Below are 18,754 nucleotides of genomic sequence, written 5' to 3'. Positions count from 1 at the left end.
GCCCACGAAAGGGGCGCATCCTAGTCGCATCGCCTGCGGATCGGAAGGCTTACGAGCGCCCCGCGTGCACGTGGGACGGGAGGGTACCGAGATGGCCCGTTGGCTCCTGCTTGCGCTGGGCGCCCCCGCCTGGCTTTCGGCCTGCGGCCTCGATTGCGACGAGTATTGCGACAAGATGGCGCAGTGCGGCGGCGGCGACTGCGACCGGGGCCGCTGCGAGGACCTCTGCGAGGAGACACTGGACGCAGGCTGGGATCAGGGCTGGGAGGACCAGGCGCAGTGCGCGCTGGACGTCTCCTGCAGGGATCTCGAGGACGACGCCTGCCTGCCCACGGCGCGCCTCGGCATCCAATGGTGCTCGATCGAGTGACGACGAGCCGGGCACGGCCCGGTCGGTCAGCGCCGCGGCGGGCGCGCGCGGCGTGTTCGCGGCGCCGGCCACGCCGCCATCGCCGCCCCGGCGATCGCCTGCAGGTGCGCGCGCCCGGCGCCGTCCCGGGCCTGCTGGGACATGCCCTCCATCACCGTGGCGACGAATCCCGCCAACGACGCTGCGTCCGCCCCCGGCGGCAGCTCGCCCTCCGCAGCGGCGCGTTCGAGGCGGCGCCGGATCACGGCCTCGCTCGCCCTGCGCATGCGCCGGAGCGCCTCCTCCACCTCCGCGGCGGCGGCGGAACAATTGGTCGCGCCCGAAAATACGAAGCAGCCCGGCGGGCGGCCGGGCACGGTGTATTCGGCAGCGGCCTCGTGCAGGATGCGCTCGATCGCGCCCCGCGCCGTCGGCTCCTCGGCGAGCGCCCGCTCCGTGAATCCACCGTAGCGCTCGACGTAGCGGGCGACGGCCTCGAGAAAGAGCTGCTCCTTGTTGCCGAACGCCGCGTAGAGGCTCGGCGGCGCGATCTCCATGGCGCGGGTGAGATCCGCGAGCGAGGTCGCCTCGTAGCCCTGGGTCCAGAAGAGCTCGAGCGCCCGCTCCAGCGCCACCTCCCGCTCGAAGCCTCTCGGCCTGCCACCACGCCGCCCGGGCTTTGGTTCCCGTGATTCCATAACGACCACTACATAAGACGCTTGACGGCCCGTGGCCACCCTCTTAGTTCCTTAGCGACCGCTACATAACTCAGAGGTGACCGATGGAACGAACGATCGCCGGACGCTCCGGCTCCCCCGCTGCCCTCCTCCTCCACCCTGGCGACGACAGCCTCCCGCACTCGATCGCCCTGCTCCTGCTGCGGGTGGTCGCCGGCGGCGCGATGATGCTGCACGGCGCCCCCAAGATCGTGGCGCCGACGAGCTGGATGGGCGAGAGCGCGGTACCGGGCCTGCTCCAGCTCCTGGCCGCAGTCGCCGAGTTCGCCGGGGGGCTCGCCTGGATGCTCGGCCTGCTGACGCCGGTGGCCGCAGCAGGCGTCGTCGTGACCATGGCGACCGGCATCCTGATCGGCCACGTGGCCGTGGGCGACCCGCTCATCCGGCTCACCGTCACGGGCGATCCGTCCGGCAGCGGCGCGCCGTGGGGCGGGCTCCCGGTCTGGCTGGTCCGCGCCGACGGCAGGGGCGCGCCTGGCTCCGGCTCGTCCGAGCTGGCGCTGCTCTACCTCGGCATCGGGGTGATCCTCGCCTGCGTCGGCGCGGGCCGCTTCTCCCTCGACCGCGTGCTCACGCGGCGGCGAAGCGAACGTTGACGCCTGCCGGTGGACCGGATGCGGGGGCGCGCCGTCGAAAATCCGTTCCGACCTCGATTTTCCGTTCCCCACTTCCACGCTTCTCTCCCCGACGGGAGCTACGTGGAGCTACGTGGCGGTGAAATCGGCTGGCACAGCCGTTGCTCTTCCCGGGGCGTTCCCCAACGAAGGAGTGACGATGTCGATGCGCCCCCGCCGGCCGCGGCTTCTGCTGGCCGGTCTGCTCTCCCTCTCGCTCGCAGGCAGCGCCTGCGGCACGGACGACGACGAGCCCGCAGCGAGGACGCAGCCGGAGCCGAAGGTGCCGCCCACCTGGGAAACGAGCGAGCTCCGCAGCAGCTGGCATGCCCCCGGCTTCGCCGAGAATTTCGGTGCGCTGGCTGCTGCGGACCTCGACGGCGACGGTGACGAGGAGCTGCTCTACGGCGGCCGTGGACTCGCCGCCTGGGATCCGCAGGACGGCAGGCTCCTCTGGAGCTTCCGGTCGCCCAGCGCCGGCGACGACAGCTGGATCACCGAGATCCGCGCGATCGCCTCGACCTCCGGCGACGAGACGCCCGAGCTCCTGGTCAGCGACGCGGAGAACGATCTCCACCTGATCGACGGCGCCACCGGCGAGGCAATCTGGAGCCGTGCGGTCGACTCGTTCCTCTACACCACCACCTTCGCCCTCGTGGACGCGGACGGGGACGAAGTGCCGGACGTCTTCCCCGCCTACGGTTCGCGGGCCTACGCCGGCGCCAGCGGCGACGAGCTCTGGCGTGTGAGCCTGCCGCGTGAGGCCAATTTCGTGGCGCAGGCGGATCTCGACGGCGACGAGCGCCTCGATCTCCTCCTCGGCCTCCAGCCGCCCTCCGTCATCGGCGACGCCGAGCCGATGGATTGGGATCAGCTCTACGGCATCGCCGCCGACGGCACCGAGCTCTTCCGCTTCACGCCGGAGGTCGGCCGCGTCTTCCACGTGGTGGCGGCGGATCTCGAGGGCGACGGCACCGACGAGGCGATCTTCGTCACCGAGCTCGGCGACGTCTACGCGGTGGCCGCGGACGGCAGCGAGCTCTGGCGGACCCACGTCTTCGACGGCGACTTCGACTTCACCGTGGTGGCCGACACCGACGGGGACGGCAGGGAGGAGCTCTTCGTCGCCGGCGCCGATTGGATGAAGGGTTACAGCGCGGTGCGCCTCGAGGCCGACGGCTCGGTGGCCTGGACCGCGGCGCTCGCCGACAAGATCTACACGCTGCAGCCGGCTGGGGACGTCCTCCTCGTCGGCTCCGGCGACGAGCTGCCCTGGCAGATGCGCGGCAGGATCACCGGCCTCGAGATCGCGACCGGCGACGAGCGCTGGAGCGTCGAGACCGAGCGGAGCGTCCGCGAGCTGGCGCTCGTCGCGAGCGCGGGCCGCACGGACGTGGTGCTCGGGCAGAACGACGGGATCGTGCGCGCCTTCGATCCGGCCACCGGCGAACCGCGCTGGGATTGGGCGACCGGCGGCTTCGTCGTCGCGGTGGCCACCGGTGACCTGGACGCCGATGGTGTCGACGAGATCGTGCGCGTCGACGACTTCGGGTACGTGACCGCTTACGGCGCCGACGGCGCCCGGCGCTGGAGCTGGCGGCCCGACGTGGGCAACGGCGGCTGGGCCACCGGCCTCGCCGTCGGCGATCTCGACGGCGACGGGAGCCCCGAGGTGATCGCGACCGGCGAGCGGGTCGGCGAGGTGGAGTTGGGCATCGTCGCCGCGCTGGCGGCGGACGGCTCCACCCTGCTTTGGTCGACCCGCGTCGACGGCGCCACCCACGACCCGCGGATCGCGGACCTCGACGGCGACGGCACGGCGGAGGTGATCGTCGGGGAGCGCTCCGTCTACACCTGCAGCGTGCGCGCCCTCGAGGCGAGCGGCGCGACGCGCTGGTCCCGCGAAACCAACGTCTGCGATCGGCCCCAGCTCTCCGTTGCCGACGTCGACGCGGACGGCCTCCCGGAGATCGCCTTCGGCGGCCAGGACGTCGTGGCGCTGCTGGGTGCCGACGGCGGCATCCGCTGGCTGGAGGAGGTGCCCACGACCTTCTGGATCCACCTCCGCCCCGACGGCTTCTTCCACGGCGGAAGCCTCCCCGGCGAGGTGGGCCACGTCACCACGCGCGATGTCGCGAGCGGCGCCGCGATCCACGCCACCCGGCTCGAGCCCAGCCCCTCGGATGTCGAAGGCGCGCCCTTCGCCGGGACGAGCCACTACGCCGCCGACGTGCCGGACACCAACGCCGACGGCATCGCCGAGCTCGCGGTGAGCAGCAACAACGGCGCGGTCTACCTCGTCGACCCCACCAGCGGCTCGATTCTGTGGGTGACCCGCCTCGAGCCCACCGGCCTCTTCAGCGGCGACGCCCACCACGCGGGCCCGCTCGCCTGGGTGCCCGAGACCGAAGCGGGGCCGGGCTTCCTCGCGGTGGCGCAGACCACCTACGTCCACAGCACCGCCGCGGTCTTCGCGCTCGGGCTCGACGGGACGATCCACGGCAGCGCGCCGATGACGGGCGAGGGTCGCGGAATCGAGGTCGCCACCACGGCGCAGGGCAAGGCCGCCGTGGTCGGCGCCGGCCTCGGTCTCTACGTGATCGAGGCGGCAGCACGGCAGTAGGGCAGCTGCGCGCGGCCCTGCCCTGGCGCAGGGCCGCGCGCGATCAGGCGTGCTGCTCCCTGGTGGCGCGGCGCGCCGCCGCCGCCCTGCGCCGCTGGAGCCGCCGCCTGGCGAAGCCCATCGCCAGCCCCCCAGGAGCTGATCACGGCGTGGTTGAAGCGCCCCAATACGATCAGCGAAGCGATGGTCCAGATGATCGCCAGCCGCTCGCCCACCGTGTTGCAGGCGAGCAGCAGCCAGGTGAGGATCGTCATCAGCCAGCCGGCGAAGATGGCGCGGACGAAGGCCTCGCCCCACCCCATCGACAGCTTGTGCTCCGCCACCGCGATGATGTCGGCGGCGGCCGCGGGCTCGAGGACGCCGGGCAGCCCGATCAGCAGGGCGAAGACCGCGGCCCCGAGCAGGTTGAAGGTGAGCGAGACCGTCCAGAGCCGGAAGAGCGAGCGCAGCGGCGCCCGGCGCTGGAGGACGCCGAGCACCGGGAGCAGGAAGTTCTCGGTGAAAAGCTCGCTCTTGCCGATGAGCAGGATCACGAATCCCACGGGAAAGGCGAGCGCCCCGAGGAGCCGGCGCAGGGCCTCGCCGCCGAGTTCCTCGCCGATGCCACCGGCGACCGCCATCGCCACCGCGCCGAAGGAGATGCTCATCGCCCCGACGAAGGCCGCCAGGGCCTCGGGCAAGAAGGGCCGGCTCAGCCGCGCGGTCCCCACCGTCGTGCCCTTGGCCACGATCTCGGGGGTCTCCGCCCCGAGCGGTCCGGCAGCCTCGGGCTCGACCAGCTTGCTGGCAGCAGGGTTGACGCTCTGCTTGGGCTTGTCCATGTGCCTCCCGGGCCCACCCCAGCCCTAAGACTGGGCATTTCCTTCTCAGGCAGCCATGCAAACCTTTCCCGAGCCGGGGCATGCGCCCCGATGCCGGAGGAGGATGGGATGCGCTACCTGACCCACGACCCGAGCGTGGTGCGGCGCTGGGCGGAGCAGCGGGGGGCCCGGCCGGCCCTGAGCGACGACGGCTACCTGCAGCTGGCGATGCCGGATCGCGAGTACACGGTGGAGTCCCGGCTGAGCTGGGAGGAGTTTGCGGGCCTCTTCACCGCCGAGAACCTCGCCTTCGTCTTCGACGAGGTCTCCGGCTCCGACTTCTGGGCGATCGGTCCGGAGGTGGAGGTCCGCCCCTTCGTCGAGGAGGCGATCCCCGAGCACGTGCCCTGAAAACGCAAGCGGGGCCACCCGATGAACGGGCGGCCCCTGCCTGGTGATCACGATCGCGCTCGCGCTCTCGATCAGAGCGGGATGTTCCCGTGCTTCTTCGGCGGGTTCTCCTGGCGCTTGTTCTTGAGCATCTCCAGGGCGCGCACGAGGCGGCCGCGGGTCTGCTCGGGCAGGATCACCTCGTCGATGTAGCCGAGCTCCGCCGCCTTGTAGGGGTTGGCGAACTTCTCGCGGTAGTCGCGGACCAGCTCGTCCTTGCGCTTCACCGGATCGGCGGCCTTCTTCAGCTCGTCGCGGAAGATGATGTTCACCGCGCCGTCGGGACCCATCACCGCGATCTCGGCGGTGGGGAAGGCGTAGTTGATGTCGGCGCGGATGTGCTTCGACGCCATCACGTCGTACGCACCGCCGTAGGCCTTGCGGGTGATCACGGTGATCTTCGGGACCGTGGCCTCGGCGAAGGCGTAGAGGAGCTTCGCCCCGTGGCGGATGATCCCGCCCCACTCCTGCGAGGTGCCAGGCAGGAAGCCGGGCACGTCGACGAAGGTGACGAGCGGGATGTTGAAGCAATCGCAGAAGCGCACGAAGCGCGCCGCCTTCACCGAGGCGTCGATGTCGAGCACGCCGGCGAGGACGAGGGGCTGGTTGGCGACGATGCCCACCGGGCGGCCGTTCAGGCGGGCGAAGCCGATGACCATGTTCTTCGCGTAGTGCTCCTGCACCTCGAAGAAGTGGTTGTCGTCGACGACCGTCTTCACGATCTCCTTGATGTCGTAGGGCTTGTTCGGATTCTCGGGGACGATGGTGCGGAGCTTCTCGTCCTCGCGGAAGGGGTCGTCGTTGCACGGCTCCACCGGCGGATCGTCGGCGTTGTTGAGCGGCAGGAAGGAGAGGAGCTCGCGCGTCATCCGGATCGCGTGGGCTTCGTCCTCCGCCGCGAAATGCGCCACGCCGCTCTTCGCGTTGTGGGCGCTGGCGCCGCCGAGGTTCTCCTTGCTCACCTCCTCGTGCGTCACCGTCTTGATGACGTCGGGGCCGGTGATGAACATGTACGACGTGTCCTTCACCATGGCGATGAAGTCGGTGATCGCCGGGCTGTAGACCGCGCCGCCGGCGCAGGGCCCGAGGATCAGGCTGATCTGCGGGATCACGCCGGAGGCCAGGGTGTTGCGGAGGAAGATGTCCGCGTAGCCCGCGAGGCTCTCCACGCCTTCCTGGATGCGCGCGCCGCCGGAGTCGTTGAGGCCGACCACGGGGGCGCCCACCTGCATGGCGAGGTCCATGATCTTGCAGATCTTCTGGGCGTAGGCGCCGGAGAGCGAGCCGCCGAAGACGGTGAAGTCCTGGGCGAAGACGAAGATCTGCCGGCCCTCGACGAGGCCATAGCCGGTGACCACGCCGTCACCGAGGATCTTCTTCTGCTCCATCCCGAAGTCGCTGCACCGGTGGGTGACGAATTTGTCGACCTCGACGAAGGTGCCGGGATCGAGGAGCAGGTCGATGCGCTCGCGGGCGGTGAGCTTGCCCGCCTCGTGCTGCTTGGCGATGCGCTCCTCGCCGCCGCCCAGCTCCGCCTCGCGGTGCAGGGCTGCGAGCTTCGCGCGCTTCTCTTCTTCGGGGGACATCGGCTTGTCGGCGAGATCGACGGACATGCGGGCTTCTCCTGAATCCGGCCCCGCTGGCGCGGGACCAGCTGCAGGCGAGGCGCGCTGCAACCCCGCGGAAATACGGGATTGCTCGCCAAAAGGGGCGGCATCCTAGCAACCGGCCGTCGGGGGGTCAACGAAGCTGAGGGCCCACGGCGCGGGGGAGAGAATCCGGCCCCGCGCGGGCCGGGCCCCTCAATTCTCCGGCGCCTCGAGCTTGTGCCCCAGGCGCTCGAGCATCCCCTTGAACTCGCCCTTGGCGACGGCCTTCTTCAGGGCCTCCTCGGGGGCGACGATCTCCTTCTTCACCAGCTCGAGGAGCGCGTCGTTCAAGGTGACCATGCCCTGGTTCCTGCCGGTCTGCATGATCGACGGCACCTGGAAGGTCTTGCCCTCGCGGATCAGGTTCGAGACGGCGCTGTTGCAGATCAGCACCTCCTGCGCCGCGGCCCGGCCGCCGCCCTTCTTCTTGCAGAGGGTCTGGGCGATCACGCCCTTGAGCGACTCGGAGAGCATCATCCGGATCTGCTCCTGCCGGTCCGGCGGGAACTGGTCGATGATCCGGTCGATCGTCGCTGGCGCGGTGTTGGTGTGGAGGGTGCCGAAGACGAGGTGGCCGGTCTCGGCGGTCTCGATGGCGATCGCGATCGTCTCCAGGTCGCGGAGCTCGCCCACCAGGATGATGTCGGGATCCTCGCGCAGCGCTGCGCGGAGCGCGTTCTTGAACGAGGCAGTGTGCACCGAGACCTCGCGCTGGTTCACGAGGCAGTTCTTGTTGGGGTGAACGAACTCGATCGGATCTTCGATGGTGATGATGTGATCCGAGCGGTTCCGGTTGATGTAGTCGACCATCGCCGCGAGCGTGGTCGACTTGCCGGAGCCGGTGGGGCCGGTGACCAGCACCAGCCCCTTGTGCAGGAAGCAGAGGTCGAGGATCGCCTTCGAGAGGCCCATGTCCTCGGCGCTCATGATCTTGGTCGGAATCGTGCGGAGCACGGCGCCGACGCCGCTGCGGTCGCAGAAGACGTTGACGCGGAAGCGCGACTCCTCGGTCTCGTAGGCGAAGTCGGTGTCCTTCTTCTCCTCCCACTCCTCCTGGTTCCGCTGCGGGGCGATCGACCAGAGGATCGCCTGGAGGCGCTCGTTCGGCAGCGTGCCGTAGAGGTTGACGGGGACGATGTCGCCGTCGACGCGGAGCATCGGCACGCAGCCGCTGGTGAGGTGGAGATCGGAGGCCTTCTTCTCGAGCATCAGCGAGAGCAGCTGCTCCATCGCCTTGCGGGGATCGCCGGAGAGCATCACCGGCACCGCGCCGGCCGGCGCCGTCACCTGCACCACGGGCTCCGGGGCCTTCGGCGGCTGGGGCTTCGGCGCGACGTGCTCGGGCTTGGCGGCGACCACCGCGTGGTAGGGCACGCCGCCGCGGCTGGGTGTACCGGCGGTGGGCTGCGGCTTGACGAGGACGCGGATGTTTCCGTCGCGGGCCTCGACGGTGATCTCCACCGCGCCGCCGGGCGCCACGTAGGGGAATTGCATCCGCGGCTCGTTGCCGAGCCGGCCCTGCAGCTCGGCGGGGGTGATCTCCGCGAAGGCGCCGAGGATCTGCGCCGTGGAGAGCTGCTGCTTGTAGACCGGGCGGTTGCCGCTCGCGGTGAGGAGGAACGCGGCGGTGCCGGTCTCGAAGACGAGGGCCGCGGCGCTCTCCTGGAAGATCCGATCGATGACGGGGTCGATGCGAGCCATGGCTTGTTTCTATTTCCGCACGGGGGCCACGAGGGCGACGTGGCGCTTGTTGACGAGGGAGACGCAATCTTCCTGCAGGACCCGGAAGAAGGGCGGACCGTCGTTCAGGAAGTCGATGAGCCGCGACCGTTCCGGCGGCATCACGAAGCTGATCAGGCCGGTGAGGCTGCTGCCGTCGACCAGCGTGATCTCGACCTCGAATTCGGTGGGCAGCGTGAACTCGGAGGCGATGTCCCGCTCCACCGAGCTGGCGACGCGGGCCACGGCGATCGCGGTGCGGTTGAGGATGGCGATCTCGTCGCTCCCCTCCTCCACCGCCGGGAAGAAGGCGGCGCTGCCGTTGAGGAGATCGGAGAGGCGTTCGCCGCCGGCATGCCCCGAGGCGAACTCCGAGAGAAATACGGCGACCTTGCGGGTACCGCCGCCGGGGAGGAGGACCTCGACCTCGACGCGCTGCTTGGGGACTCGTAGCTCTTTCACGGCGGCGGACTCTACCACCTCGCGGCGCGAGGCGAAGCAACCGGCCGGGCAGGGACGCCGGCCCATTGCGCCCGGGGCGCTCCACGGGTAGGAAGCAGCCCGCACGCAGCGGGGTTGAACGAGACGATGCGCATCGGTCCCTACGAGCTACGCAACCGCTGGATCCTCGCCCCGATGGCCGGGATCAGCGAGATGCCCTTCCGCAGCCTCGCCTTCCGGCTGGGCGCCGGCCTCTGCCCCACCGAGCTCGTCTCGGCCGAGGGGCTCATGCGCGCCTCCAACCGCACGATGCGCTACCTGCGCTTCGATCCGGTCTGGGAGCGCCCCTTCTCGGTGCAGGTCTTCGGCGGCAAGCCGGACGTGCTCGCCGAGGCCTCCAAGGTGGCGCGCGACCACGGCGCCCAGATCATCGACGTGAACATGGGCTGCCCGGTCCCGAAGGTGACCAAGAGCGGGGCCGGCTGCGCGCTGATGAGCGAGCCCTCCCGCGCCGCAGAGGTCGTCTCGAAGATCGCCGAGGCGACCGGCCTGCCCGTGACCGCGAAGATCCGCGCCGGCATCGACGCGAAGAGCATCAACTGCGTCGAGGTGGGGCTCGCGCTGCAGGCGGCGGGCTGCCAGGCGGTCGCCCTTCACCCCCGCACCAGGGCGCAGGGCTACAACGGCAAGGCCGACTGGTCGCTGATCAAGGCGCTCAAGGAGGCGCTCTCGATCCCGGTGATTGGTAACGGCGACGTGAAGAGCGTTGCCGACGCGCATCGGATGCTGGCGACCACGGGCTGCGACGCGGTGATGATCGGCCGCGGCGCCCTCGGCAACCCCTGGCTCTTCCGGGAGCTCGAGGGCGGCCCGCCCGCCACCGTCGCCGAGCGGCACGCGGTGGTGATGGAGCATTACGAGGCCCACCTCGCCTTCTGCGGCGACGAGCGGCGGGCGGTGCACCAATTCCGCAAGCACCTCGGCTGGTATGCGCGGGGCCTGGTGGGCGCCGCCGCCTTCCGCTCCGAGGCGATGCGGATCGAGCCGGCGGAGGAGCTCCGCGTGGCCCTCGACACGTTCTTCGCCAACGCCGAGCCGGACCGCCGCAACCAGGCGGAGCCCGAGGAAGAGGACGGCGTCGACTACCGCGCCGCCTACGGCTGATCACCCGGCTGCCGGAAAAACGGAACGGCGCGTGGCGGGGCCGGCGCAGTGGGGACACCGCCCAGTCCCGCGTGGCACACCGGGTGCGGCGGCGCGCCGCATGTCGCGGTGCTGCCTGCCCGCACCCGAGTCGCCTCCGGGGGCCGTTGCTGGCCTCGCCCGGAAGCGGCGTCGGCACCCGCCACGCGCTGCTCCACCCGGCCTTTGGCGGCCGGGGACCCGCTGCACGAGAAGGGGCGTCCGCCACGCACCTTTTCGCCACGAAGCGCGGACCATGCAGCGCCCCGAGGCGCTTAGAGGGTCCCGGCGCTCCACCGGGTCGCAGGTAACGTGGGGTGGGCGCTGCTCCGCGGCAAGCGCACGTGCCCGCTTCCGGCCCAGGTGGTCCACGCCCCGTTGGGGCACGTTGCGACGCGGGGTGGACGCGTCTCAGCTGCCGTGCTGCAGGTCCCAGCTTGCGTCGAAGCGATAGGTGCCCTTCCCCACCGGCGCCGCCTCCACCTGCAGCGGCCCGCTGCCCTGGAGCAGGGGGCCGAGCTGGAGCCGGACGGCGAAGAGCGAGCCGAGCAGCCCGCCCCGGAGCGCGTCGGTGACGGAGAGGCCGGCAAGGGCCCGCCCCAGCGCGGTGGGATCGATGGTGGCGGAGAGCGGCGCCCCCTGTCCGCTCGCAGCACCGCCGGTTGCGGCGAGAAGGCGATCCCGTGCGCCGGCGTCGCTGGCGACGAAGAGGCGCTTGCCGCGCAGGCCGAAGGAGAGGGGGCCGATCGGCGTGTCGACGCTCCGATCGACGCTGCCGGCGGCGCCGACGAGCTTCGCGGTCTGCTCGAGCCACAGCGCCGCTGCAGCAGGGTCGCGGACCGCCGCCACCCAGGCGAAGGGCGTCGCGGCGGGGCTCCAGCCCTGCTCGAGGGCCCGGAGCTCGAGGCGCGAGAGGGCCAGGGCAGCGGGGCCGGCGAGGAGCGGCGCGAGGGTATTTGCCTGGCGGGAGAGGGCGCGGGGATCACAGGCGGGGCACGCCTGTCCGAGCAGGAAACGAACGCCGCCAGCTGCGGGGCCGCCGGCCTTCCGGGCTGCGGGAGAGAGGGCGATGCGGGCGAGGAGCAATCCTTCGCCGCCTGCAGCGCCGGGAAAGGCAGCTCCCGTTCCCAGCCAATCGCCGGCGTTCCGGGCGGAGGTGCGGCCGCGGATCCGCAGGCGATCACCCTCGAGGCCGACGGCTGCGGCGGTGGTCCCGGCCTCGCGTCGGATCCAGAGGAGCCAGGGCGCAGCTGCCTCCCGCCGCACCGCGGAGAAGAGCGGCGCCGCCTCGAGGGAGCGGTTGCCGGCGCTGGCGTCGATCGCGGCGCGGAGGGTGGCAGCCACGTCGCCGCCTGCCGCGGCGAGGCGGGCGGTCACGGCCGTGGCGCCCCTGGTTGCATGGCCCGCCACCACCTTCTCGCCCCTGGTGGCGAGCTGGATCTTCCAGCCGCGGTGGACCTTGCCGGCTTGCACCTCGCCCAGGGGCTTCAGCCAGGCGGCGAGGTGCGCCGTGCCCTGTTCGCCCGGGCGGAGGGTGACGGAGGCCAGCTCCACGCCGCTGCGGGAGGCGATGGCGAGGGGCTGATCGAGGGCGACGCCTGCAGCCTCGAGGGTCGCTGCGTCGAAGGGGTCGAAGCCGAGGCCCGCCCGTAACCCGGCGGCGAAGCCCTGCTGCAGGCCGCGGGTATCGGCTGCCTGCTGCAGCGCCCGGCCCATCGCGGCGCCCTCCCCTGCCTTCGGGGCGAGGATCGCCCAGCTGGCGTCGGTGGGGACGGCTGCCGCGGCGCCGGCGAGGAAGGGCCAGGCGGTGAGGAGGAGGGCGAGCAGGAAGCGCATCGCCCGACGATACGAAGCGCCAGCGGTGCAGTGAAGCCGCATGGGCTCTTTTGCGGTGCCCACTCGGCGCGCTGGCGCCGAGCAAGCGGTCGACGTGGCAGGCTGCGCGCCAAAGCGTGTTGACATCATCAGGCTGCCAACACCGCCCTCCTCGGGCGTCGGGCCGAAGCCCTTTCTGCTTCAACGAGGACAGTTCCACGCGTGGGACGAGCCCACGCGCCAGCGCTCTCCTCTCGGCAAACGTTTTTCGTCTCCGCCTGCTTGGCGGCGACGGGAGGCCACTGCACCCCCGGGTACTGCGCGAGGCACGCGGCCGCATTGGTGTCGCGGTCGGCCTCGTGACCGCAACTACGGCAGCGAAAGGTCTGCTCCGCCAGTGGAATCGATTCGCCTACCTCCGAGCACGCGCTGCAGCGGCGCGTGCTCGGGTAGAAGCGGTCGAGATCCCCCCCGCCACTGCAATTTGTACGTAAGCGCATCGGCAAACTTCGCCCACGAGCTGTCGGCGAGGGAGCGGCCATGCGGGTCTGCATCAGCCCCGCCGTGGACAGCGTCTCGACCACCAGGTGGCTGTGGGTCTTGGCCAGCCGGCTCGATACGCGGTGCACGAACGCGCGGCGCACTTTCCCGATCCGCTGGTGGAACTTCGATAGGCGCAGCCACCACCTCGGGTCGATTCGCAGGGTGGAGCGCTGCCGCCTCGAGGTTGAGACTTACCGTCCACCGGCCGCCGGTCTCGTGGGAAATGGTGGCGAAGAGGATCTTCGCCCGGCCCCTGGCGATCATGCGGCGCAGCTTCCTTGTGTCCTCACGTACCGCCAGCAAGCCCAGCCTCGGCAGTCGGATGCTGCGCGGAGAGCCAGCGTCACCGACCGCGACGGCGGAACTGCCGCCGCTCGTCTTGTTCCGGATGCGGAACGCCTGCCGTGCGGCCGAGCGCTTCCACTTGTTGATGGAGTTGATCTGATCGAAGCCAGTCCAGGGGACGAAGACGTCTTCTCCGCGCCGTTTCGCCTCGAGCGCATCCTTCGCGAGGCGGAGCGCCTGGTTGAAGGCGAAGCGCGCCGCGCCTCCAGTCAGCACGTAGCGCACGAGACGCCCTCCGCTCGAAACCACGGCGTGCACTTTGGTCGTGAACCCGCCGCGCGATCGGCCGAGGGCCTCGCTGCTCTGTCCGCTTCGCGCCCCCGCCGCATGCGGATGCGCCTTTACGATTGTGCTGTCGATCAGCAGCAGCTCGTCGACCGCGCGATCCGCTCCAAGCGCCTGGCGTAGCGCCTCCCAACGGCCCGCCGCAGCCCAGCGGCGGAAGCGCTGGTACACGGAACCCCACCTGCCGAACGAGGCTGGCAGGTCCCGCCAGGGAGAGCCTGTACGCAGCAACCAGACGACGGCTTCGACGAAGCGTCGGTCGCTTCTTCCTCGCGGGCCCCGACGGTGCAGGGAGGCTACCAGCGGCGCCATGCGCTCCCACTGCTCATTCGAGAACGCGTTTCGGTCGGTCACACCTTGGAGCATGGCGGCGCACTGAACATCCGTCAAGGCTAAGCGTGCGCCCCGATTGAGCCGCCGATACTGTCGACACGCCCTAGATGGCTTTGCGTTCGAGCCCCGGGGGGCTCAGGCCGCAGGCTGCGCGGCGAGCCTGGCGACGGCGGCGACGTGGGGGTCCCGGTCGCTGGCGAGCCTGGCGAGGGCGGCGTGGGCAGCCGTGTCGGCGGAGCCGGCGAGGAGCACCGCGGCCCAATAGCGGAGCGAGGAGCTCGGCGAGCGGGCGGCGCTGGTGAGGGCGGGGATCGCCCACGGCCCCAGCGCGAGCAGCGCGTCGAGGAAGGCGCCACCCGAGACGGCGCCGCTGCCGTCGATGCGGAGCGGGCCCGGGAGCAGCGCGACCAGGAGCTCGGCGCCGATGGCGCCGCTGCCGGCGATGCGGGCGAGCGCAGCGGCACGTTCGGCGTCGCTGCCAGCGGCGAGGAGGGCCTCGACGCCGGCGCAGGCCTGCTGCAGGGCGGTGGCAGCGCCGCCGGGGGGCGGGAGCTGCGCCGCAGCCCGGGCCGCCAGGGCAACGGGAGCGGGCGCATCCTTCGCTGGAGGGGTAGCGTCGTCCGCAGCAGGCGCCGGTTCGCCGGCGGCTGGAGACTCGTCGGTGTCGAGCAGGGTCTCCGCCTGCGCCGGTGCTTCGGCTGCTGGGGCCGGCACTGCGGCGGGCGCAGCTACCGGCGCCGTCGATTCGGCGACCGCGACGGGCGTCGGGACGTCGGCGGGAGCAGCCACCGTCGCGGTCGGGTCGGCGACCGCGACGGGCGCCGGGATTTCCGCGGGCGCGGCAACCGGCGCAGGCGCGGGCACGGACTCCGACGTCGCCGCCACCGCTGCCTTCCTCCCGCGGATCAGCCGTTCGAGCGCGTGGCCGAGCGCCTGCATCACGACCATCGTTTCCGCAGCGGCCACCTGCGGCACCTCACCGGCGCCGTTGTCCGCCCAGATCAGCGCCACCGTTCGATCGCCCACCTGCACCGGGTGGACGAACGCCGTCTGCGGCGGCTGGCGCCCCATCCGCTCGACGAGGCGCAGGTTCGCTTCGGTGGGCGCGACCGGCCCGAGGTACCGCCCCTGGGTATGGACGACCGTGGAGAAGACGGTCTCCTCGTCGAGGGGCTGGACCACCTGCTCGACGCGGCGCTCGCTGCCGGGTTCCTCGCCCACCGCATCCCAGCCGATCGCCTTGCCGCCGACGAGGCCGAAGAGCGCCACCCAGGAGAAGTGCCGCCTGCCGAAGCGGAGGGCGACATCGATCGCTTCGTCGCGGTTGGAAGCGGACTCGAGGCGCGCGAGGGCCTCGCTCACCGTCCAGTCGGGCGCCACGCTCCGCTCGGGATCGCGGGGGGCGGGCGGCGCGGCGGGGAGATCGGCGGGACGCGGGGCCACCTCGGCGCCGCAGCGGCGCGCGAGTTCGTGCATTCGCGCGGAGGCGGGCTGGCCGTAGAGCCGTTCGATGGCGAGGCGTACCCGGAACTCCGGCGCGACCCAGGCCTCGATCCGCTGCGAGAGGAGAAAGCCCATCTCCTCGAGGAGCGCCGCGTCCGCGGGATAGGCGCACGCCATCCGCAGCGTCTTCTCCTCCTGCGCGAAGGGGACGAGGCCATGGCGCTCGGCGAGCCGGAGCGGAAAGAGGCGGCGCAGCCGCTGGTCGGGCGAAGCGAGCTGCTCCGGCGTCGCCAGGGGAAGGCCGCTCGCCCGGGCGAGATATTCCGCGAGCTGCGGCTCCTCGAGAGCGCCGAGCTCGAGCAGGCTCGAGTCGAGGGCGCCGCCGGCGAGGACCTGCCGCTGGAGCGCCTCCTCGACCACCTGGGGAGCGAGAACGCCGCCGCGTACCAATAGACCTGCGAGGAAGAGGGGCATTGCGGCGGCATCTTCGCTGCCGGCAACGGGCCCGTCAAACGCAGCGAATGGTGCGAGTTCCGACCACCTTGTCGTGGAGGGCCTCGCCGTTCGGATCGACCAGGGCCCAGAGCGGGCTCACGAAGAAGGCGAGGGTCCCGGCGATGGCGACAGCGCTCCGCACGGCAGCGAGCCGGAGCCCCGGCGGCGTACCGTGCTCGACCTCGACGGAGCGGAGCCCCGCCAGCCGATCGCCGAGGGTGCGGCCGCCGATGGCCAGGCCGAGCGTGAGGTAGACGAAGGCGGTGAGCAGGCCGAGCAGCGCTGCGGCGACGAAGATCGAGGGGTGCTGCGCTGCGGCGTAGAGGAGGTGGTCGATCACCGAGAGGCCGGGCCGCGAGAATGCGCTGGTGCCGGCGACCACCGCGACCGCGGGGACGGCGCCGACAACCGCGAGATCGACGATCCAGGCGAGGAGGCGTGCCTGCACCGGCACGTCGGCAGGATCGGGGCTGCTGCGACCGAGGGCGATCCTGCGCGCGGAGATGCTGGCGTCGTCCTGCTCCTGCACGGGCGACGGGGCGGCGGCGAGGGAGAAGCCGTCGGACGCGCCGCTGGAGACCGCAGCTGTTGCGACAGGCTCGGGGACGGGCGCAGCAGCAAGCGGCGGCGGAACGAACGGCGGAAGTGGCTCGGGCGTCGCCTCTGCTCCGAAGGAAGCGGATGATCCGGCAGGGCGCGGGGCGCTTTCCATCGCTGCGCCAACAGGCAGCGGAGATGGGGATGCCGTGCGGACAGGCGCAAGCAGCGGCACGACACTCGGACCGACGGGGAGGCGATCCACCGCGGGCGCCGCGGTAGCCCTCGCGACGAGCGCCGGCACGAGAGGCGCGCTGGCCTCGTCGCCAACCGGCGTGGCTAGCTCCTCGGCAGCGGGCGCGGTGAGGTCTTCGGCGACGCGTGCTGCCAGCGCCGGCATCTCTGCCGCGGGCGCAGCAGAAGTGGCGAGCGGGGCGGAGGGCGCGACGCCGCATGCTTCGACGGCACGCGGGCCTGCCGCCGCGGCCTCGACTGCAGCGGAGCGCGCCGCCTCCCACGTCTCCACCCGCTCGGCCTGCGCGGCGCCGAGCTCCCGGAGCTGGGCGCCGCGGCGACGAAGGGTCGGCGAGCTGGGATGCGATTCCGTCTCGGCCACCACCAGGTCGTAGAGATCGGCAAGCGCCAACCGCAGCCCGTGGGCAGCGGCGAGCCGCTCCAACGCCCGGACCGGGCTGGCGTCGAGGGGGGCGGCGAGCAAAGCCCTGCCGAATGCCACGAAGGCGGCGATTCCCTCGCCGTCCGCTTCGAGGATCCGGCCCTCGACGAGGAGCTCGCCGGCATCGTCGCGCTGCCGCTGCATCCGCTCGCTCACCGCCCGCTTCGCAGCCACGAAGGCGGGCTCCAGCGCCCGGGCTGCCGACTGGGCGAGAGGTACCAGCAACCTGCCCGCCAGGGCCTCGGCGCCTTCGTGATCGAGGCGCATCCGGGCAACCTTCGCTGCACGCTCCGGCGGCGCCACCGCCGCAGTGAGCCGAGGAACGAGGCGCCGATCGATGGAGAGGTCGACGGCGAGGGCAGCAGGGGCCGCGGCGCGGGCTCCGTCCCGTCGCCCGCCGCGGCGGTCGAGCGGAACCTCCTCGCCCACCGGGCGACGCTGCACCAGCTGCTCGTCGGGAAGGGGCATCGAGACGCCGCACGCGAGACACCGTCCCGCTCCCGTCCCCGCCACACCGCATCCCGGACACCGCATCACCGTCACCTCGCGCTATCGCCCGAGTCTCCGGCGGGGCGCCGATGTGGTCAAGAAACCGACCGGTGGGAACCGGGGGGGCTTGTGGAGCCTCCGGGGCCTACGGCTAAGATGGCGTTCTCCTTGCTCGTTTCATCCAGACGAGGTCGATTTTGCATCGTTGGCTCTGCCGCACCTTCCTCGCGGTCATCCTGTCCCAGCTCTGTGCGTGCTCTGCCTACAAGAGCGAGCTGCGAACGGCGGCGATCCGGCGCGGCACGACGCAGACCAACTCGCTCCGTGTGATGACGTTCAACGTCCGCAGTTGCTCGGAAGGGATCGATCGGGTGGCAGAGGCGATCCAGGAGGCCTCCCCCGACGTCGTCGCGCTCCAGGAGGTCGACAACGGCACCCGGCGGGCCGGCGGTCTCGATCAGGCCCGGGAGCTCGGCCGCCGTCTCGGCCTGCCCTATGCGGTGCACATTCCGGCCACCCAGATGCACGGTGGCGACTACGGCATGGCCCTGCTCTCACGCGTACCGGTCGTCTCCCTCGATCAACGCCCGCTGCCGGTGGACCGGGGGATGGAGCCCCGTGTCGTCGCGCGGGCGGTGCTGCTGGTCGATGGGGTGGAGGTCAGCCTCTACAAGGCCCACCTCAGCCCCATGCCGCAGCGCAGCGAGCTCCGGCGCGAGCAGGCCGCCTTCGTCGCCCGCCTGATGGCGGCAGACGAGAGGCCGAAGATCCTCGTCGGTGACCTGAACGACGTGGCGACGTCGCCTGCGGTCCGCCTCCTCACCAGCCGCCTGCAGGACGCCTGGGCGAAGGCCGGAACGGGTGACGCCGGCACCTACCCGCTGCCCCTGCTCGGAACCTTCCGGTACGACTATGTCCTCGCCTCCACGGAATTCGAGGTGCAGCGCAGCTTCGTGCTCCAGGGAGATGCGTCCGACCACTACCCGGTGATCGCCGACCTCGCGCTGCCGGTGGAGTGGCTGGCGACCAGCGACTGAGAGCGGACACACGATGGATGTCGCGGTCCTTCGTCGCCGCCGGCGCTCGCGTCGACACGGAGCTTAAAAGACGAAACCCCCGAACCGCGCTGGGCGGTTCGGGGGCTCGCAAAAAAAATCCGGCAGCGTCCTACTCTCCCACACGGTTTCCCGTGCAGTACCATCGGCGATGAGGGGCTTAACTTCCGTGTT

Annotated in this window: 16 protein-coding genes; 6 read left to right on the top strand and 10 right to left on the bottom strand. The window is 71.5% G+C overall.

Annotation, left to right across the window (positions count from 1 at the left end; all coding sequences use genetic code 11):
* Positions 1–91: 91 nt before the first annotated feature.
* Entirely contained in the window at positions 92–370 is a 279-nt protein-coding gene (locus ACESMR_RS19990) for a hypothetical protein (RefSeq protein WP_373048886.1), read from the top strand.
* Positions 371–396: 26 nt separating this feature from the next.
* Here the strand turns inward: ACESMR_RS19990 and ACESMR_RS19985 are convergent, their stop codons facing one another.
* A complete protein-coding gene (locus ACESMR_RS19985) occupies positions 397–984 on the bottom strand; it encodes a TetR/AcrR family transcriptional regulator (protein ID WP_373048885.1) in 588 nt (195 codons plus the stop codon).
* 146 nt (positions 985–1,130) lie between these two features.
* Between ACESMR_RS19985 and ACESMR_RS19980 the strand changes: the two genes are divergently transcribed.
* Complete coding sequence (locus tag ACESMR_RS19980) at positions 1,131–1,682, top strand: DoxX family protein (protein WP_373048884.1); 552 nt, start codon at positions 1,131–1,133, stop codon at positions 1,680–1,682.
* A 178-nt stretch (positions 1,683–1,860) separates the two neighbouring features.
* Positions 1,861–4,323 (top strand): FG-GAP-like repeat-containing protein, encoded by a 2,463-nt coding sequence (locus ACESMR_RS19975; RefSeq protein ID WP_373048883.1) that lies wholly within the window; start codon positions 1,861–1,863, stop codon positions 4,321–4,323.
* Here ACESMR_RS19975 and ACESMR_RS19970 read toward each other — a convergent pair.
* Positions 4,293–5,144, bottom strand: coding sequence for a formate/nitrite transporter family protein (locus ACESMR_RS19970; protein ID WP_373048882.1), 852 nt, complete (start codon positions 5,142–5,144; stop codon positions 4,293–4,295). The genes ACESMR_RS19975 and ACESMR_RS19970 overlap by 31 nt on opposite strands.
* A gap of 108 nt (positions 5,145–5,252) precedes the next feature.
* On the opposite strand from ACESMR_RS19970, the gene ACESMR_RS19965 reads away from it, so the two are divergent.
* A complete protein-coding gene (locus ACESMR_RS19965; RefSeq protein WP_373048881.1) occupies positions 5,253–5,534 on the top strand; it encodes a hypothetical protein in 282 nt (93 codons plus the stop codon).
* 71 nt (positions 5,535–5,605) lie between these two features.
* Here the strand turns inward: ACESMR_RS19965 and ACESMR_RS19960 are convergent, their stop codons facing one another.
* From ACESMR_RS19960 to ACESMR_RS19950, 3 genes are all read right to left on the bottom strand, one after another.
* A complete protein-coding gene (locus ACESMR_RS19960; RefSeq protein WP_373049003.1) occupies positions 5,606–7,159 on the bottom strand; it encodes an acyl-CoA carboxylase subunit beta in 1,554 nt (517 codons plus the stop codon).
* Between the two features lie 216 nt (positions 7,160–7,375).
* Positions 7,376–8,923 (bottom strand): type IV pilus twitching motility protein PilT, encoded by a 1,548-nt coding sequence (locus tag ACESMR_RS19955; RefSeq protein ID WP_373048880.1) that lies wholly within the window; start codon positions 8,921–8,923, stop codon positions 7,376–7,378.
* A 9-nt stretch (positions 8,924–8,932) separates the two neighbouring features.
* Positions 8,933–9,403, bottom strand: coding sequence for a hypothetical protein (locus ACESMR_RS19950; protein ID WP_373048879.1), 471 nt, complete (start codon positions 9,401–9,403; stop codon positions 8,933–8,935).
* A gap of 114 nt (positions 9,404–9,517) precedes the next feature.
* On the opposite strand from ACESMR_RS19950, the gene dusB reads away from it, so the two are divergent.
* Positions 9,518–10,546 carry a tRNA dihydrouridine synthase DusB gene (gene dusB, locus ACESMR_RS19945; RefSeq protein WP_373048878.1) on the top strand — a complete coding sequence of 343 codons (1,029 nt, stop codon included), beginning with the start codon at positions 9,518–9,520 and terminating at the stop codon, positions 10,544–10,546.
* 429 nt (positions 10,547–10,975) lie between these two features.
* Here the strand turns inward: dusB and ACESMR_RS19940 are convergent, their stop codons facing one another.
* From ACESMR_RS19940 to ACESMR_RS19920, 5 genes are all read right to left on the bottom strand, one after another.
* Positions 10,976–12,442 carry a hypothetical protein gene (locus ACESMR_RS19940; RefSeq protein ID WP_373048877.1) on the bottom strand — a complete coding sequence of 489 codons (1,467 nt, stop codon included), beginning with the start codon at positions 12,440–12,442 and terminating at the stop codon, positions 10,976–10,978.
* A gap of 86 nt (positions 12,443–12,528) precedes the next feature.
* Positions 12,529–12,783 (bottom strand): zinc ribbon domain-containing protein, encoded by a 255-nt coding sequence (locus tag ACESMR_RS19935; protein WP_373049002.1) that lies wholly within the window; start codon positions 12,781–12,783, stop codon positions 12,529–12,531.
* Positions 12,749–13,918, bottom strand: coding sequence for an IS5 family transposase (locus ACESMR_RS19930; protein ID WP_373049001.1), 1,170 nt, complete (start codon positions 13,916–13,918; stop codon positions 12,749–12,751). The genes ACESMR_RS19935 and ACESMR_RS19930 overlap by 35 nt, the downstream gene beginning before the upstream one ends.
* Before the next feature lie 102 nt (positions 13,919–14,020).
* Entirely contained in the window at positions 14,021–15,802 is a 1,782-nt protein-coding gene (locus ACESMR_RS19925) for a hypothetical protein (RefSeq protein WP_373048876.1), read from the bottom strand.
* A gap of 34 nt (positions 15,803–15,836) precedes the next feature.
* On the bottom strand, positions 15,837–17,504 hold the full coding sequence (locus ACESMR_RS19920) for an RDD family protein (RefSeq protein ID WP_373048875.1): 1,668 nt from the start codon (positions 17,502–17,504) through the stop codon (positions 15,837–15,839).
* A 218-nt stretch (positions 17,505–17,722) separates the two neighbouring features.
* Here ACESMR_RS19920 and ACESMR_RS19915 point away from each other — a divergent pair, with 218 nt between their 5' ends.
* The gene (locus ACESMR_RS19915) at positions 17,723–18,562 is read left to right on the top strand and encodes an endonuclease/exonuclease/phosphatase family protein (protein WP_373048874.1); all 840 of its coding nucleotides are present in this window, start codon (positions 17,723–17,725) and stop codon (positions 18,560–18,562) included.
* The last annotated feature ends 192 nt before the right edge of the window (positions 18,563–18,754 follow it).

Source organism: Vulgatibacter sp. (assembly GCF_041687135.1).
Lineage (GTDB): Bacteria > Myxococcota > Myxococcia > Myxococcales > Vulgatibacteraceae > JAWLCN01.
This window is presented reverse-complemented; position numbering and strand designations above follow the sequence as displayed.

What these genes read in the sequence shown, in the direction of transcription:
- ACESMR_RS19970 (WP_373048882.1), bottom strand. Translation starts at nt 5,144, where the DNA reads ATGGACAAGCCCAAGCAGAGCGTCAACCCTGCTGCCAGCAAGCTGGTC.
- ACESMR_RS19975 (WP_373048883.1), top strand. Translation starts at nt 1,861, where the DNA reads ATGTCGATGCGCCCCCGCCGGCCGCGGCTTCTGCTGGCCGGTCTGCTC.
- ACESMR_RS19930 (WP_373049001.1), bottom strand. Translation starts at nt 13,918, where the DNA reads ATGCTCCAAGGTGTGACCGACCGAAACGCGTTCTCGAATGAGCAGTGG.
- ACESMR_RS19955 (WP_373048880.1), bottom strand. Translation starts at nt 8,923, where the DNA reads ATGGCTCGCATCGACCCCGTCATCGATCGGATCTTCCAGGAGAGCGCC.
- ACESMR_RS19960 (WP_373049003.1), bottom strand. Translation starts at nt 7,159, where the DNA reads ATGTCCCCCGAAGAAGAGAAGCGCGCGAAGCTCGCAGCCCTGCACCGC.
- ACESMR_RS19965 (WP_373048881.1), top strand. Translation starts at nt 5,253, where the DNA reads ATGCGCTACCTGACCCACGACCCGAGCGTGGTGCGGCGCTGGGCGGAG.
- ACESMR_RS19940 (WP_373048877.1), bottom strand. Translation starts at nt 12,442, where the DNA reads ATGCGGCTTCACTGCACCGCTGGCGCTTCGTATCGTCGGGCGATGCGC.
- ACESMR_RS19925 (WP_373048876.1), bottom strand. Translation starts at nt 15,802, where the DNA reads ATGCCCCTCTTCCTCGCAGGTCTATTGGTACGCGGCGGCGTTCTCGCT.
- ACESMR_RS19920 (WP_373048875.1), bottom strand. Translation starts at nt 17,504, where the DNA reads ATGCCCCTTCCCGACGAGCAGCTGGTGCAGCGTCGCCCGGTGGGCGAG.
- ACESMR_RS19990 (WP_373048886.1), top strand. Translation starts at nt 92, where the DNA reads ATGGCCCGTTGGCTCCTGCTTGCGCTGGGCGCCCCCGCCTGGCTTTCG.
- ACESMR_RS19980 (WP_373048884.1), top strand. Translation starts at nt 1,131, where the DNA reads ATGGAACGAACGATCGCCGGACGCTCCGGCTCCCCCGCTGCCCTCCTC.